Origin of the sequence: Serratia sp. JKS296 (genome assembly GCF_900215445.1) — a bacterium.
GTDB lineage: Bacteria > Pseudomonadota > Gammaproteobacteria > Enterobacterales > Enterobacteriaceae > Serratia > Serratia marcescens.
Map to the genome: position 1 here is coordinate 2,493,409 of NZ_OCMX01000001.1, position 15,151 is coordinate 2,508,559.

Sequence of the window (15,151 nt, forward strand, 5' to 3'; positions counted from 1 at the left end):
ACCGGGCCGGGGCGTGCGTCCCGGCCCGCACTAAAACATGATATGCAGGACACTATGGCCAGACCTTCTTTTTTTCTTGATTTCAGTTTGCTGAGAAGCAATGCGCATTTCCGCGCGATTTTCTGCGCCCGCATGCTGTCGGTGTTTTCCCTCGGCATGCTGGCGGTGGGGGTGCCGATTCAGATCCAGGCGATGACCGGCTCCACGTTGCAGGTGGGGGTCGCGGTGGCGCTGGACGGCGTGGGCATGTTTATCGGCCTGATGCTGGGCGGGGTACTCGCCGATCGCTACGATCGCCGCAAGCTGATCCTGTTTGCGCGCGGCACCTGCGGGCTGGGCTTTGTCGCCCTGAGTCTGAACGCCTTCGCCCCGGCCCCGTCGCTGTGGGCGCTCTACCTGTTGGCGGCCTGGGACGGCTTCTTCGGCGCGCTGGGCATGACGGCGCTGATGGCGGTGATCCCGCTGCTGGTCGGGCGCGAAAACCTGGCGGCGGCGGGGGCCTTGAGCATGGTGACGGTGCGCATCGGCGCGATCCTGGCGCCGGCGCTGGGCGGGATTATCATCGTGTTCGGCGGCGTGGGGCTGGCGTTTGCCGTCGCGGCGGCAGGGACGCTGGGCACCCTTGTGCCGCTGGTGCGCTTGCCGACGCTGTTGCCGCAGCAGCAGGAGCCGGAACATCCGCTGCGCGCGCTCGCCAGCGGCTTCCAGTTTGTCTGGCGCAATAAAGTGGTCGGCTCGGTGGTGCTGCTGGGGATGCTGATGAGCATCGTCGGCGCCGTCAGGGTGCTGTTCCCGGCGCTGGCGCAGGACGCTTACCACGTCGGGGCGTCCTCTATCGGCCTGATGTATTCCGCGGTGCCGCTTGGCGCGATGCTGGGCGCGCTGACCAGCGGCTGGGTGGGGCGTTTCTCTCGCCCTGGCGTGCTGATCCTGATCGCCGCCATCGTCGCGTTTACCGCCATCGCTTCGCTGGGGCTGTTCAGCCACTTGGCGCCGGCGCTGCTGGCGCTGGTGTGCTACGGCTACGCCAACGCCATCGCCTCACTTCTGCAGTTCATGCTGATCCAGAGCAACACGCCGGACCATCTGCTGGGGCGGGTGAACAGCCTCGGCACCGCGCAGGACGTAACCGGCGATTCGATCGGCGCGCTGGGGCTCGGCGTACTGGGCCGGGTATTTACCCCGTTGATGAGCGTGCTGTCGTTTGGCGCATTCGCCGCCTTGTTGGGCGTGCTGGTGGCTTTCAGCGTACGCACGCTGCGCCAGTGCCGGCCGGCGGACGCGCTGGTTGAGCACGATGAACCCGCGCCGGCAACCTCAGCGGCGGCGGACAACTAACCCCTCACGGCACCGGCGGTTCCGGCCGGTGCTGCTCCCCCCAGTTACACATCATGTCGATCACCGGGATCAGCGAACGTCCACGCTCGGACAGGCTGTACTCCACCTTGGGCGGGATCTGCGGATACTCCTTTCTCACCACCAGGCGATCTTTTTCCAGCTCTTTCAGCGTCGAACTGAGCGTTTTATACGAAATGGTGCCGATGCAGCGCTGCAGTTCGTTGAACCGCAATACCGGCTTATACAACGCCAGCCAGTAGAGAATAATCATTTTGTATTTACCGTTGATCACCGACAGGGTGTAGCCATAGCCGGTGTCTTCAAGGCTGATGCCCGTAGGGCTGCAGTGGGATTCGGCGGTCATTTACACTTTCTCCAGGGTAAGTATGTGTCGTGAGTGTGCGTATTTTACATTCTGTCAGCATACCCTAAGATGCGTCGAAACACCTGACTGGAGAGATCAGTATGAAAACGTTGGTGGTAGTGACACATCCCGATATGGCGAACTCGGTGGTCAACAAACGTTGGCTGGAGGAACTGCGCCGCTATCCGGCGCTGTATACCGTGCACGAACTGCATCAGGCCTATCCGGACTGGCAGATCGACGTCGCCAAAGAACAGCAGTTGATTGAAGCGCATGACAACATCGTGCTGCAGTTCCCGATTTACTGGTTCAGCAGCCCGCCGCTGCTGAAAAAATGGCTGGACGACGTGCTCACCTACGGCTGGGCCTACGGTTCTCGCAGCGGCTATAAGATGCAGAACAAGAAACTGGCGCTGGCGGTCACGGCGGGCGTGCGCGCAGAAGATTACGCGCGTGAAGGGCGTTATCGCTACTCGCTGGAGGAGATCTTCCGGCCGTTTGAAGTGACCGCCGATTACGTGCGGGCCGACTATGCTTCGTTCTTTGCCTTTTACGGCAGGGAAGCCGCTTCGGACGGCACGGCAGAGCAGGTTCAGCAGCACGAGTTGGACAGCAGCGCGCAGGGCTATCGGGCATTTCTCGCCGCCCTGAATTAACGAGACTTCCCGGATGCGTCTGATAGTGCTGTTGCGAATGTCCGGGGAGGAATATGATTGCCGTATTCTTTGACTCGCCGGTGATAACCCCATGCCTTCAGCCGAAACGTTTATTGCTTTTCTTGTTGCACTCACCCTTCTGGAACTCTCTCCCGGACCGGATATGATGCTCACGCTGGCCCGGGGTATCGGCCAAGGTCGTCGCATCGCGCTGCTCAATGTTTTCGGCATGGTTTTTGTCGCCGGTATGGTGCAGGTTTCCATGCTGGTGCTCGGCCTCGCCACGCTGTTGCATAGTTATCCGCTGGCGTTGGACGTATTGCGTTGGGTTGGGGCCGCCTATCTGGTCTGGCTGGGGATAAAAATGCTGAAGGTAAGCCGGCAGCGTTCCGATGCCGTGCTGAAACCCCGGATGATGACCGGGTGGCAGGCGGTGAAAGAAGGGGCGATTAACAGCCTGACCAACCCTAAGTCGCTGCTGTTCATGTTTGCTTTTCTCCCGCAGTTTGTTAACCCTGAAACCGGGCCGGTTTGGTTGCAATTGCTTGTTTTAGGTTCCATTCAGAAGCTGGCCGGGATCCTTTCGCTGGGCTCTGTCGCTATGGCCTCCGGCACCGTGGGGCAATGGCTCGCCCGCAATCCCCGTTTGTTGGTCTGGCAGCAGCGATTTACGGGCGTGGTCATGATGGGATTGGGCGCCAAACTCCTCCTGGGGGGCGGCGCTGTGTCAGCGCCGCGATAAGGGGAGCGGCTCGCGCTATTTCAGGTGAATGCTAAAACCGTCTTGCCCCGGCGCCAGATGGGCTTTCAGCGTCAACTGCGGGATCAGGTAGTCACCGGCGTTCTGCTGCCGAAACGGAATCGGCTCGGTGCGCCACAGGTTATCGAGCCGCTGTCCGAGCTGTTCGCACAGGGCGGCAAAGCGCGTCTCGTCGGTCTTACCGGCGCGGTAGGTGACGAACGGCGGCAACACCTCGAACCCCGGGTAATGCAGCATGCCGTGCTGGATCGGGAACAGAATATCGTCGATCGGCCCGTTGATGCCGCGCGGGGCGTAATGGGATTCCCACCCGCCGGCGCTGACGATCAGCATCGCCCGTTTGCCCGCCAACATACCCTCGCCGTAACGGTCGCCCCAATGGGTATCGGAATGCTCACCGACGCCGTAGGCAAAACCATAGGCATAGACGCGATCGAACCAGCCTTTCAGCATCGCCGGCATCGAGAACCACCACAGCGGGAACTGCAACAGCACCGCGTCCGCCCAACGCAGCTTTTGTTGCTCCCGTTCGATGTCGGCGCTCTGCACGCCGTTCGCAAACGCGCGCCGGGAATCCAGCGAAGGATCGAAACGTGGGCCTGATGCGCCTTCCAGGCTGTCGTCGGCGTCGATCGCCGCTTTCCACTTCATGGCGTACAGATCGGACACCTGGACCTGATGGCCGGCCTGCGTCAGGCGCTCAACGGCGAAGTTTTTCAGTGAGCCGGTCAGCGACTGCGGCTCCGGGTGGGCGTAAACAATCAGCACATTCATAACAACGCTCCTTGGTGTGAGAGCTGCAGAGTAGGGCGTCACAAGGTATATTAGAAATGAATTACCGTTATCCCAGGTATAAGCATGAATAATTTAAGGCGGCTGGATCTCAATCTGCTGGTGACGCTCGACGCGCTGCTGGCGGAGCACAACGTCACGCGCGCGGCGCAGCGGCTCAATTTCTCTCAGCCGGCAGTCAGCGTGCATCTCGCCAAACTGCGGGCGATCTTTGACGATCCGCTGCTGTTGCCCGGCCCGCGCGGCATGCGTCCGACCGCCAGAGCGGAGCAACTGCGGGAACCGCTGCGTCAGGCGCTGGCGGCGCTTGAGTTGGCGGTGACGCCGGCGACGCCGTTCGATCCCGCTGTGGCGACCGATATCTGGCGTGTGGCCGCCTTCGACTACGGCGAATCCACCATCGTCCTGCCGGCGCTGAACGGTTTGCGCACGGCGGCGCCCGGCACCCGGCTGGCGGTGCTGGAAACCGCGCCGTCACGCATCGCCAAACTGGCGGAACAGGGAGAGATCGATCTGGCGTTTCACACCCGTGAAGGGGCGCCGCCCGGTCTGCGTCAGCGTACGCTATTCCGTGAACGCTATGTGCTGGTGGGCAGAGTCGGTCACCCTAAGCTGCATGAAAACCTGACGCTGGCGCAATTCTGCCTATTGGAGCAGGTGATGGTTTCGCCGGACGGCGGCGGTTTCTACGGCATCACCGACCAGGCGCTGGCGGACGTGGGGCTGACGCGGCGCGTGGTGCTTTCCGTACCGCATTTTCTCTTCGTGATCTCGGTACTGACGCAGTCCGATTTGGTGGCGATGTTGCCGGAGCGGCTGGTGCGCAACCAACCGTTATTGCAGCAACTCAAACCGCCGTTGGCGGTGCCGGGTTTTGAAATGACGATGCTGTGGCACGAACGATCGCATCGGGATCCCGCTCACCGGTGGCTGCGCGAACATATCGTGCGTTCAGTGTGAGCGGGCTAATGTAAACAGCGCGGGAAATTACATGAACAGGAAGCGGTCGGCCAGCGGAACGCCGCGTTCGAGGCGCGGTGGCAACGCGTCGTCGCGATCGTCAGGCTGAGCAGCTTGCGGCGCGGCGTCTTCGGCTTTTTCGATCATCAGCTCGCCGAGCAGGGCCAGAAAACGAGTGATCTTTTGCATATTCCCTCCGGGGCCATGATTAACCTGAGGACGATAGTAATCGCCGCCTAACCGAATGGGAAAAACTTAAAACTCATATCCTAAGAACCGGATCGCATATCGCATGACCGGGCGACGGTTGCCCATCGCCCGGTGAACGGTTTAGAAGGTGACGTTAACCTTGGCCCACAGGGTGCGGCCCGGTTCATTCACCGCGCTGTTGGCCGAATAGCCGAAGGCGCTGTTGCCCGCCAGGTTGAGGTGCTCGCTGTAGGTCTTGTTCAGGATGTTATCCAGACCGGCGCTCAGCTTGACGTTTTTATTCACCTTGTAGGCGGCGTTCGCGGAGAGCACGCCGAAGCCGGCGCTTTCGGCAAAGTCTTTGCCCACCACGTTGCCTTCGTTGATCGCCACGCGGTTTTGGCTGCTGACCAAACGCCACAGCCCGGTGCCGCTCCAGTCGCCGTACTCGTAGGTCAGCCCCAGACGCGCCTCCAGCGGCGGGATCTGCGGCAGCGGGCGGCCGTCGCTGGTGTTTTTGCCCCAGGAGTAGGCCAGGCTGGCGTCGGTTTTCCAGCGCTCGCTCAACTGATAACCCATGCCCATTTCGCCGCCCATGATGTTGGCGTTGACGTTATCGGCCTGGCTGAGACGCGCATTGTGCGGATCGTATTTGAACAGGATGAAATCATCGACGCGGCCCACATAAGCGGAGACCCAGCCGTTGAAGCGCTTGCCGTTGTATTGTGCGCCGATGTCGAGCTGCGTAGTTTTCTCGCTCTTGACGCTGGAGAACGGATCCTTGCTGCCATTCGGGCCGAGCTTCGGCGAGAACAGCTCCCAGTAATCCGGGAAACGCTCAGTATAACCGACGCCGGCGTACAGCATCAGCGGCAGCTCGGCCAGCGTGTGCTCCAGGCGCATAAAACCGCTCGGCAGGGTGTCGGAACGCTCCGCGTCGCCGCCGTTGCGGAAGTTTTCCACCAGGGTGCGATCGAGACGCGCGCCGCCGATCAGTTTATCCTGTTCGCTGGTGGACCAGGTCAGTTCGCTGAAGGCGCCGTAGCTGTTGAACTGGGCGTCTTTTTCCCAGCTGCCGCGGCTCATGCTGCGATGGGTGTTGGTTTGGGTGTCCAGGCCGCTTTCCAGCTTCACGTCCTGCCACAGCCAGGTGCCCATTACGCGGCCGCCAACGGTGCGGCGATCGAGCTGCATCGTCATGCCGGAGGACATCATATGTCCGCCATGGCCGCCCATGCCCATACCGCCATGGCCACCGTGCCCACCCATGCCGCCGCTGCCCGGTGAGCGCAGGGTGACGTTGTCCATCACGTGGTTGGCGTAATTGTAGTAGACCTGCGCTTCCAGCTTATCCAGCACCTCGCCGATGTTGGATTTTTCCACCCGCATGCCCAGGCTTTCGCGCTTGAACTGCGAACCGTCCATGCTGCGGCCGGCATAGCGCGCTTCGCCGTTGCCGCGGCCCATGGTCACTTCCAGCAGCGTATCGTTGTCCGGCGTCCAGCCGAGCGCCAGATCGCCGTTCCACTTGTCCCAGCGCGATGGCACGCGCGTATTGGTGCCGTCCTGATAATCGTTGGAACGAGATTTGTTGGCCATCACCCGCAAGTAACCTTGCTCGGCGCCGAGGCTGGCGTCGATATTCTCGTCCCAGCGGCCGTTGGAGCCGGTCAGCACGCTGGCGTTGCCCTTGACGCCCGGTTTGTCGAAGCGTGGGCGTTCACGTTCGAAACGCACGGTGCCCGCCGACGATCCCGGTCCCCACAGCACCGTCTGCGGCCCTTTGGTGATGGTCAGCAGATCGAAACTTTCCGGCGAGATGTAAGAGGTGGGCGCATCCATTCTCGATGGGCAGGCGCCCAGCATTTCCGAACCGTCGGTGAGGATCTTCAACCGCGAACCGAACATGCCGCGGAACACCGGATCGCCGTTGGTGCCGCCGTTGCGGATCTGAGAAAAACCGGGAATGGTTTTCAGGTAGTCCGAGCCATCGCTGGCCGGCACCGGCTGACGCGGAGTTTTCGGTGACGTCACGATGGTCAGCGGAGAGTAGAGCGGTGCGGTGACGGTGATCACGTCGCCATCATTAACCTGTGTGTTGGCAGGGTGCTGATGCGCCTGCGCCGCGTGGCCAGCCAGCAGGAACAGCGGCATGGCGGCGGTGATGGCGCGGGCGGCGGCGTTCTTTTTATAAACGGGTTTAAACATCATCTTTCCTTAAGCTAACTTTTTTCCGTTCTTGGCCGAGGGATTATTCAGGCGTGGGGCGGCCTGGCGAAAATCACCATCGGTAAATACGGGGGTTAATTCCATCAGCGTGGAAATAACCGGATTAATAATGTCGTCTCGGTGCTTAATCGTTGGGCGAATTAATTCCGCCGGGTTGAAGCGATCAACGGCAATACAGAGAACGGCAATGGGCTTATTGTTAAATCAGAGGAAAGAGAGGGGGGGCGCGCGCGGCTGTAATTCGGTGTGAACGACGTGGGCAAACAGGGGAACGAGATAGCGGATCGGCGGCGGGCGCGAAGCCAGCGACTGAGACCAGAACAGCGGGGCGTGGCTCACGTCCAGCAGCGGCGCGTGCAGCAACAGCACGCAGTAGCCGCAGGCGCTGTCGTCCATCATCATCGCCATGTTGTGGTGGCCGCCGCCGTGCTGCATCAGCGGCTGCGAGGCTTTTTCAGGTTCAGACGGCGGCGAGTGCATCCCGTGATGCATCGGCATATCCATGCCGCAATCCGCCATGACGGCCGTTCCAGCACTTCCGGCGCGTACATGCTCCAGAGATCGCGAGATCACCGGCGCAATGAACAACATCAGAATGGCAAACATCCCTAACCAGGCGGCGGCCCGATTTCGCGATGCAGAGGGCTGAATTAACGACACAATCAACCTAAAAAAGGGTTAACACAGGGGAGGGAATTGTACTGGTTTATGTCGAAATGTTAAAACCTTTTATTTCTGGTCAACGGCCTGTTGATGAATATATTATCGGATAAGCGCTTTAATTCTGACCAAAGGCTATTTTTATTGCGCCACTAACGTGACGGGGACAATATTAATGACGGAAGAACTGGCGAGCACGATTATTCCGCTTTATGACGAACATGCCGCCGCCTGGGAACGCCTCAGACCCACCACGCTGTTCGAGCGGCCGTGGCTCGACCGCTTTTTGCAGCTTACCCCGGCCAACGCGCGGCTGCTGGATCTCGGCTGCGGCAATGGCGCGCCGATCGCCGCCTATTTTATCGAACAAGGGTATCGAGTCACCGGCATCGACGGCGCGCAGGCGATGATCGCGCGCTGCCGGCAGCGTTTTCCACAGCAGGAGTGGCGGCAGATGGACATGCGCCGGCTGAATCTGGCGACAAGATTCGATGGCCTGCTGGCCTGGGACAGCTTCTTCCATCTGGCGCGCGACGATCAGCGCCGCATGTTTCTACTGTTCAGACGACACGCCAAGCCGCATGCCGCACTGATGTTCACCAGCGGCCCTGAAGACGGCGTGGCGATCGGCAATTTCGAAGGCCAGCCGCTGTTTCACGCCAGCCTGGCGCCGGAGGAGTATACGCGCCTGCTGCAGGAAAACGGCTTCCGCGTGGTCGATCATGTGGTGGAAGATCCCGCCTGCGGGGGAAGAACGGTCTGGTTGGCGCAAAGCATCAAGTGACAATGTCACGTGCAGGTTCATCGGAACCTGCACGTTAACGTTATTTAGCGCTGACGCGCCAAACGGTGTTGCCCACGTCATCCGCAATCAGCAGGGCGCCGGCCTTGTCGACCGCTAATCCAACCGGTGCGCCATAGAGTTCCTTCTCGTCGTCGGAGACAAAGCCGGTGACTACCGCTTTGAGTTTACCGACCGGCTTGCCTTGTTCGAACGCCACGTAGCTGACCCGGTAGCCGTTCAGCGGCGAGCGATCCCAACTGCCGTGCTCACTGACAAAGGCGCCGCCGCGATAGTCGGCCGGCAGAGCGCTCGCGGTGTAGAACAGCAGCCCCAGCGGCGCGACGTGCGAGCTGAGGGCGTAGTCCGGCTTGATGGCTTTCGCCACCAGATCCGGCCGCGCCGGCTGCACCCGACGATCGACGTGCTGGCCGAAATAGCTGTAAGGCCAGCCGTAGAAGCCGCCGTCCTGTACCGAGGTCAGGTAGTCCGGCACCAGATCGGCGCCGATCTCGTCACGCTCGTTGACGATGGCCCACAGCTTGCCGCTGTGCGGTTCCCACTGCAGCCCGGTCGGATTGCGCAGGCCGCTGGCGAAGATGCGGCTGGCGCCGGAGGCGGTGTCCACTTCCAACACGGCGGCGCGCCGGTACTCTACGGCCAGGCCGTTTTCGGTGATGTTGCTGTTGGATCCAACGCCGACATACAGCTTTTTACCGTCCGGGCTGGCCAGCAGGGCCTTGGTCCAATGATGGTTGATGGTGTCCGGCAGATCGGCCAGCTCTTTACCCGGATCGCTGATGCGCGTTTCGCCCGGCTGATAGGCGTACTGCATGATATTGCCGGTGTTGGCCACATACAGGGTGTTGCCAATCAGCTGAACGCCGAATGGAGAATCGAGCCCCTCGAGGAAGACATGCTTTTCCCAGCTGCCGTCGGCGGTAGGGCGCAACAGGGTGATGCGGTTACCGCCTTTTCCCCCTTTACCTGACTGCCCCTTAACCAGCCCGGCGATCAGCTGCTTGGGTGTGCTGACCGCTTCGGTGCCCGGCCCGTTGGCCTCCACCACCAACACATCGCCGTTGGGCAGGGTAAGCAACTGACGCGGGTGCAGCAAACCGTCTGCCACCTTGTCGATTTTCAAGCCTTCGGCGACTTTCGGCATCTGGTTTTGCTGCCAGCCCACGCCCTTTGGCACCTGCATCGGCGGCATCAGGAAATCTTGCGCCGCCGGCAATGCCGGATCCGGCCCCATTTGTTGTTCCGGCGAAATGACGGCACTGTTATCGCAGCCGGCCAGCGCCAGTACGGCCGAAAGCGCAATCGCGATGGATGATAGCTTCATGAAAACCTCCTTATTTTGCGCGGGCGCTCACGGCCAGCAGAATGTTGGCGAAGCTCAGCAGCGCGACCACGATCGCAGACAGCACCAGGCCTTGCGGCACCACGGCATACGCATCCCGGCTATGCACGAAAGCGTTGATAATGGCGAGAACGATGGCCAACAGATTCAGCCAGAAATGGAGCTTGACCGATAAGCCCTGTAGCCGGCCGCTGCCGAACCACACCTGCACCAGGTTAATCAGTCGGGGAATGATGGCAAAAATCAGGCCGATGGCGATCAGCCAACTGGCACCATTGACCCATTGAATATTCGCCGTGCAGGCATAGATGATGTCGAAAATGAGCGCCGCGGTAAAAAATCCATAGGGTATCGGATTGAGCCATTCATAGACGGCCACCGCGGCCGCTGAAGGCCTTGCTGTCGTTTGCGTGGTCATACTGGTATCTCCATGAAAAATGATAGATAAAAAGGCGTTGGCCCCTTAAAGCTTTGTTCAGATTCACCGATTTGAACAATTTTGATTCTCATTTTTAGCATGCGATGTTAAAACCGAAACCGTCACCACGGCATTATCAATGGCTTAGCAACATCTGGAGGAAGGGCATGAGTGTAGAGCGCGTTCAGCGATTTCTGGCCGAGCACGCGCCGGAAACGGCGGTGACGGTGCTGGCAAAGAACACCGCGACGGTAGCGCTGGCGGCGGAAGCCTTTGGCGTGGAGGGCGGGCAGATCGCCAAGACGCTTTCGTTTCGCGTGAACGACGGCGTGGTGTTGTTGGTGATGGCGGGAACCGCCAGAATCGATAACAAGAAGTACAAGCAATTCTTTGGCGTAAAGGCACGCATGCTGCCGGCGGAGGAGGTGGAGGCGCTGACCGGCTATCCGCCCGGCGGCGTTTGCCCCTTTGCCGCACCGGCAACGGTGAGAGTTTACTGCGATCGCAGTCTGTGCAGCTACAGTGAAGTGCTTCCGGCAGGCGGCAGTGATAACTCAGGCGTGAGAATTGCGCCGCTCCGGCTGGCCAGCATCACCGGAGCGGAGTGGATTGACGTGACAGGGTAACTGAAAGTGTGTTATTGCAAGATTAAAAAGTCACCCGATTTAGCCCGTTTGAAATGTCACTCACTTCGTCAATACGATAATCGCAAGGGGCCGTTAAGCGAGTTTACGGATCAATCGATCCAGCCGCTCGCAGGCATGGAGGAGTGATTCGCCTTCCTTGCCTGATACGCCAAGCAACAGACCGGACTTTTCCGCTACCCCTGACTGATACCAGGCTGAAAGCGGGGATGGCGCCAGGCCAAAGTTATAGGCGTAATGCGCAATGGTGCGATCCTGAGAGCCGTCTGGCAGGTTGATTAAAACGGATAAACCATGGACCTGAACGGTGTAGCCTAACGCCTTCATTATGCGGGAAAGTTCAGTACTTCTGGCATGGTAAACTCTTTTCATTTTTCGCAGATGCCGAAGAAAATGCCCCTCACTCAAAAAGGCATGCACCGCCATCTGGATCGCGGGAGTCGGAGCGGGGGAAAGCGAGGCGGCGACATCAGCAACCGTCTCGACAAGCGATGGCGGCGCCACGACAAACCCCAGGCGTAGAGCCGGGCTAATGGTTTTACTGAATGATCCAATATGGATAACCCGACCATAAATATCCTGTGACGCCAGCGCTGGCGCCGCGCGGCGATTAAGCTGCAACTCCCCCAGATAGTCATCCTCGATGATCCAGCGGCCATTTTGGTGGGCCCACTCAATTAAACGGTGGCGCCGTTCCAATGATAATGCCATCCCCAGGGGCGCTTGCTGCCCGGGGGTGACCAGCGCGATTGCCGCGTCAGGCGCGTGATGGATGCCATATTCTATATCCATCCCTTCGGAATCGACCCGCACAGGTACCGTGGCCAGGCCCGCAAGGCTCAAGGCTTTTCTTGCCGGCGGAAAGCCAGGATTTTCCACCCAGGCTTTGTGCCCGCGTAAAGACAGCGCGTGCAGTATGAGGCCAAGTCCTCCGGTGAATCCGGCAGTCACGAAAACTTGAGAAGGATGGCATTTGATTCCTCTGGAAAGGGTGAGCTGACCGGCGATTTCGCGGCGCAATTCGCTTTCCCCTCTGGGGTCGCCATAGCATTGTCTGGACTGCACGGCGTGGCGGGCTGACGCCGCAAAAAGGCGTGAGAAGAGGGGGACGGGAAAGACATCGCCGGCAGGGATCCCCATCTGAAAATCGCCTGTAGGGAAGAGAAAATCCTGAAACAATTCTGAAGTGGGTACGGATTCAGGCACCTTTTTCGCCGCCCTGCCCGGCGGTAGATTATCCACGACGCAGGTTCCACGAGAGCGGGACATCACGACAAGTTGCTCATCGGATAACCGTTCATAGGCGGTCTTAACCGTGCCGCGAGAGATACCCAATTGTATGGCAAGGTCAATCCATGAAGGGAGCCTTGTGCCTGGCGCAAGAACACCGCTCTCAATGGCTTCGGTGATCCCCTGGCGGATCTGCTCAGCGATGGATATCCGTGCGTTACGGTCAATCGTCAGCGCCAGAGTGGGTCTGTTCATATATCGCTCCATTAATCAGCAGGTGTACTTGAAATAGCAGAGGCATTTCTGGTCAGCATGTTTTAACCATCCCGGATGCGTGGTACAGCAAAATCTTCGTTTTTTGGTTCTTTTAAGTGTAAATCCAGCTGTTATGCTTGACTCAGTTTCAACGATAAAGGAAATAAAAAATGAGTCAACGCATTGATTATACTAAAACTTCTCCGGCAGGGGTTAAAGCGCTCGGTGGTGTTTATACCTACGTCGCGCAATGTGGCCTGGAGAATACGCTCGTGGAACTGGTTAATTTGCGCGTCAGCCAAATTAACGGCTGCGCTTATTGCCTGGATATGCACACACGCGATCTCCTGAAGAAAGGTCTCAGCCCCGTCAAACTTGCTTTGGTGCAAGTCTGGGAGGAAGCCGGAGAGGTCTTTACCGCGCGTGAAAAGGCGGCGCTGTCCTGGGCCGAGACCGTCACCCGGGTTTCTGAAACGCATGTTCCGGATGAAGCCTTTGCGGCGGCATCTGCCGTTTTCGAAGATAAGGAACTGGCTGATTTGACGATGGCGATAGGCTTAATCAACGCCTATAACCGTCTGGCTATCAGTTTCCGCAATGTACCGCAGGAAGCGCAAAAACCCTGATATTGCGTGTTGTGACGTGGCGAGATCGCGCGGCGTCACACCTGCTTTAACAACTCCAGTCAGGAGCCCGTCATATGATAAGCAGAAATCCATTTTTATCCGCAGTAGCCGCTGTTGGAATGATCTTCTCAACAACCGTTTTGGCGCATGGCGTTGAACCACAGGGGCAAGGCGAGACGGTTAAACCGAATTTTTCGCATGCGATCCCCAACATTCCGGGTAAATCGCTTACTGCCGTCGAAGTCATTTATCCTGCGGGCGCTGCATCAGCATCTCATACGCATGCTCCTTCTTCATTTATCTACGCTTATGTCGTGGAAGGCGAGATTATCAGTCAGGTCGAAGGTCAACCTGAACGGACTTATCAGGCAGGCGAAAGCTGGTATGAAGATCCTGGGGCGCACCATGTTGTCAGCCGTAACGCCAGCAAAACCAAACCGGCGAAACTACTGGCGGTATTTGTCGTGGACACCAAAGATACTCAGCTCACCACGCCAGACAGTAGGCCGTAATAAATGGGAGTCCGAATTGATTACATCCGGACGTCCTCCGCTGGCGTCCAGGCATTCAGCGCCATTGACCATTACCTCTGTCATTGCGGTTTGGACGAGCGACTGCGCGATCTCATTAATTTACGCGTCAGCCAGATTAACGGCTGCGCGTATTGCACTGATTTGCATACGCGTATGTTGATGAAAGAGGGCGTCGGCGCCGAGAAACTGGCGGCGCTCCAGGGATGGGTCTGTACCGAAGGCATTTTTTCTTTAAAGGAGCGCGCGGCGTTAGCCTGGGCTGAATATATGACGCTCATTGCCCCTTCATCAAACCGGCGTGAACGCGCGCCAGATTTGCGGCGCTATTTCAGCGACGAAGAGGTATGTGACCTTACGCTGGCTATCAGTCTCATCAACGCCTACAACCGCCTGGCGATAAGCTTTCGTAATATCCCTCAGGCGGTTTTGGAGCATCAGAAGTAATGAATGGACGTGCCTTAACGGCGATAACGCGGGGCCGGCTGCGCAGTGCTGAGATGCTGGCTCATGGTACGCCGAGCGGCCTCCCAGGCATTCCATTCTTCACCGTCCTGCAATGGCGGGATGGTCACCGTTTCACCGGCATCTAAACCTGCCAGCGCGGCATCGACCATCTCCTCGCTTTTCATGACCCATGATTGCGGCAGATTTTCATGGCCGCCTACGCCTGGCACATTCCAGAACGCGGTCGCCGTCGCGCCGGGTAAAACGGCCTGAACGCGAATCCCTTTATCCCCGAGCTCGTGCTGCAGAGAGTGGCTGAACGCCAGCACAAAGGCTTTGCTTGCGCCATAAATCCCATTCAGGGTTTCCGGGCTAATCGCGACGATAGACGCGATATTGATGATTGTTCCCGTTCCGCGAGCGAGCATTGCCGGTGCAGCCGCATAAGTTAAACGCATCAGCGCGGTGACGTTGAGGTTAATCATCGCTTCCATTTCATCAACATTCGAATCCAGAAGCGGCGTTACGGCGCCAAAACCGGCATTATTCACCAGCATAGTCAGTGACGTTTCATTACGCAGTAGCTCTTCCACATGGCGTAGTTCCTGCGGGTTACCGAGGTCCGCGCCGATAATACGGACCTGACGATGATGAGTATCGCGGATCCGTTGGGCAACCTGTTCCAGACGGTCAGTATTGCGCGCCACAAGGATCAGATCGTAGCCGCGTTTAGCGAGTCTGTCGGCATAGAGTGCGCCGATGCCGCTTGAAGCGCCGGTCACCAGGGCGGTGCCATTTGATGATGTGCTCATGTTTTTCTCCAGGGTGGTTATTTTCAATGATGAGCACAATAACACTCGCATTTCATGTCTTAAATGTCATATAAACACCTTTTTATGACATTGGATT

The 15,151-nt window shown here is 58.7% G+C and carries 18 protein-coding genes; 9 read left to right on the forward strand and 9 right to left on the reverse strand.

All coding sequences use genetic code 11. The annotated features are described in order from the left end of the window. The first annotated feature begins 54 nt into the window (after positions 1-54). Entirely contained in the window at positions 55-1,338 is a 1,284-nt protein-coding gene (gene entS, locus CRO23_RS11765; protein WP_016927690.1) for an enterobactin transporter EntS, read from the forward strand. 4 nt (positions 1,339-1,342) lie between these two features. On the opposite strand, the gene CRO23_RS11770 is transcribed toward entS, so the two are convergent. Next, entirely contained in the window at positions 1,343-1,702 is a 360-nt protein-coding gene (locus tag CRO23_RS11770) for a winged helix-turn-helix transcriptional regulator (protein WP_016927691.1), read from the reverse strand. Between the two features lie 101 nt (positions 1,703-1,803). Here CRO23_RS11770 and CRO23_RS11775 point away from each other — a divergent pair, with 101 nt between their 5' ends. Beyond that, on the forward strand, positions 1,804-2,358 hold the full coding sequence (locus CRO23_RS11775; RefSeq protein ID WP_016927692.1) for an NAD(P)H-dependent oxidoreductase: 555 nt from the start codon (positions 1,804-1,806) through the stop codon (positions 2,356-2,358). Positions 2,359-2,449: 91 nt separating this feature from the next. Next, on the forward strand, positions 2,450-3,100 hold the full coding sequence (locus CRO23_RS11780) for a LysE family translocator (RefSeq protein ID WP_028127429.1): 651 nt from the start codon (positions 2,450-2,452) through the stop codon (positions 3,098-3,100). Between the two features lie 15 nt (positions 3,101-3,115). On the opposite strand, the gene CRO23_RS11785 is transcribed toward CRO23_RS11780, so the two are convergent. Beyond that, positions 3,116-3,892, reverse strand: a complete 777-nt coding sequence (locus CRO23_RS11785) for an NAD(P)H-dependent oxidoreductase (protein ID WP_079452127.1) — start codon at positions 3,890-3,892, stop codon at positions 3,116-3,118. A gap of 84 nt (positions 3,893-3,976) precedes the next feature. Here CRO23_RS11785 and CRO23_RS11790 point away from each other — a divergent pair, with 84 nt between their 5' ends. Next, positions 3,977-4,870, forward strand: a complete 894-nt coding sequence (locus CRO23_RS11790) for a LysR family transcriptional regulator (protein WP_016927695.1) — start codon at positions 3,977-3,979, stop codon at positions 4,868-4,870. 27 nt (positions 4,871-4,897) lie between these two features. On the opposite strand, the gene CRO23_RS25075 is transcribed toward CRO23_RS11790, so the two are convergent. The 3 genes from CRO23_RS25075 to CRO23_RS11800 all read right to left on the reverse strand — a co-directional run bounded on the left by CRO23_RS25075 (position 4,898) and on the right by CRO23_RS11800 (position 7,894). Continuing rightward, the gene (locus tag CRO23_RS25075) at positions 4,898-5,059 is read right to left on the reverse strand and encodes a hypothetical protein (protein ID WP_016927696.1); all 162 of its coding nucleotides are present in this window, start codon (positions 5,057-5,059) and stop codon (positions 4,898-4,900) included. A 141-nt stretch (positions 5,060-5,200) separates the two neighbouring features. After that, positions 5,201-7,267 (reverse strand): TonB-dependent copper receptor, encoded by a 2,067-nt coding sequence (locus tag CRO23_RS11795; RefSeq protein WP_097102019.1) that lies wholly within the window; start codon positions 7,265-7,267, stop codon positions 5,201-5,203. A gap of 225 nt (positions 7,268-7,492) precedes the next feature. Further along, positions 7,493-7,894, reverse strand: coding sequence for a DUF2946 domain-containing protein (locus CRO23_RS11800; RefSeq protein ID WP_097102021.1), 402 nt, complete (start codon positions 7,892-7,894; stop codon positions 7,493-7,495). A 229-nt stretch (positions 7,895-8,123) separates the two neighbouring features. Here CRO23_RS11800 and CRO23_RS11805 point away from each other — a divergent pair, with 229 nt between their 5' ends. Further along, on the forward strand, positions 8,124-8,732 hold the full coding sequence (locus CRO23_RS11805; protein WP_079452129.1) for a class I SAM-dependent DNA methyltransferase: 609 nt from the start codon (positions 8,124-8,126) through the stop codon (positions 8,730-8,732). Positions 8,733-8,772: 40 nt separating this feature from the next. Here the strand turns inward: CRO23_RS11805 and CRO23_RS11810 are convergent, their stop codons facing one another. After that, on the reverse strand, positions 8,773-10,074 hold the full coding sequence (locus tag CRO23_RS11810; protein ID WP_016927700.1) for a PQQ-dependent sugar dehydrogenase: 1,302 nt from the start codon (positions 10,072-10,074) through the stop codon (positions 8,773-8,775). Positions 10,075-10,084: 10 nt separating this feature from the next. Next, on the reverse strand, positions 10,085-10,510 hold the full coding sequence (locus CRO23_RS11815; protein ID WP_028127428.1) for a DUF2231 domain-containing protein: 426 nt from the start codon (positions 10,508-10,510) through the stop codon (positions 10,085-10,087). A gap of 167 nt (positions 10,511-10,677) precedes the next feature. On the opposite strand from CRO23_RS11815, the gene CRO23_RS11820 reads away from it, so the two are divergent. Beyond that, the gene (locus tag CRO23_RS11820; RefSeq protein ID WP_097102023.1) at positions 10,678-11,136 is read left to right on the forward strand and encodes a YbaK/EbsC family protein; all 459 of its coding nucleotides are present in this window, start codon (positions 10,678-10,680) and stop codon (positions 11,134-11,136) included. 93 nt (positions 11,137-11,229) lie between these two features. Here CRO23_RS11820 and pdxR read toward each other — a convergent pair whose 3' ends face one another. After that, positions 11,230-12,639 (reverse strand): MocR-like pyridoxine biosynthesis transcription factor PdxR, encoded by a 1,410-nt coding sequence (gene pdxR, locus CRO23_RS11825; protein ID WP_097102025.1) that lies wholly within the window; start codon positions 12,637-12,639, stop codon positions 11,230-11,232. A gap of 170 nt (positions 12,640-12,809) precedes the next feature. Between pdxR and CRO23_RS11830 the strand changes: the two genes are divergently transcribed. The 3 genes from CRO23_RS11830 (at position 12,810) to CRO23_RS11840 (ending at position 14,242) form a co-directional block, all read left to right on the forward strand. Further along, complete coding sequence (locus CRO23_RS11830; protein ID WP_049299252.1) at positions 12,810-13,265, forward strand: carboxymuconolactone decarboxylase family protein; 456 nt, start codon at positions 12,810-12,812, stop codon at positions 13,263-13,265. Positions 13,266-13,339: 74 nt separating this feature from the next. Next, on the forward strand, positions 13,340-13,777 hold the full coding sequence (locus CRO23_RS11835; protein ID WP_234214266.1) for a cupin domain-containing protein: 438 nt from the start codon (positions 13,340-13,342) through the stop codon (positions 13,775-13,777). Between the two features lie 3 nt (positions 13,778-13,780). Further along, a complete protein-coding gene (locus tag CRO23_RS11840) occupies positions 13,781-14,242 on the forward strand; it encodes a carboxymuconolactone decarboxylase family protein (RefSeq protein WP_097102027.1) in 462 nt (153 codons plus the stop codon). A gap of 14 nt (positions 14,243-14,256) precedes the next feature. On the opposite strand, the gene CRO23_RS11845 is transcribed toward CRO23_RS11840, so the two are convergent. Then, on the reverse strand, positions 14,257-15,054 hold the full coding sequence (locus CRO23_RS11845; protein ID WP_016927707.1) for an SDR family NAD(P)-dependent oxidoreductase: 798 nt from the start codon (positions 15,052-15,054) through the stop codon (positions 14,257-14,259). Positions 15,055-15,151: the final 97 nt, after the last annotated feature.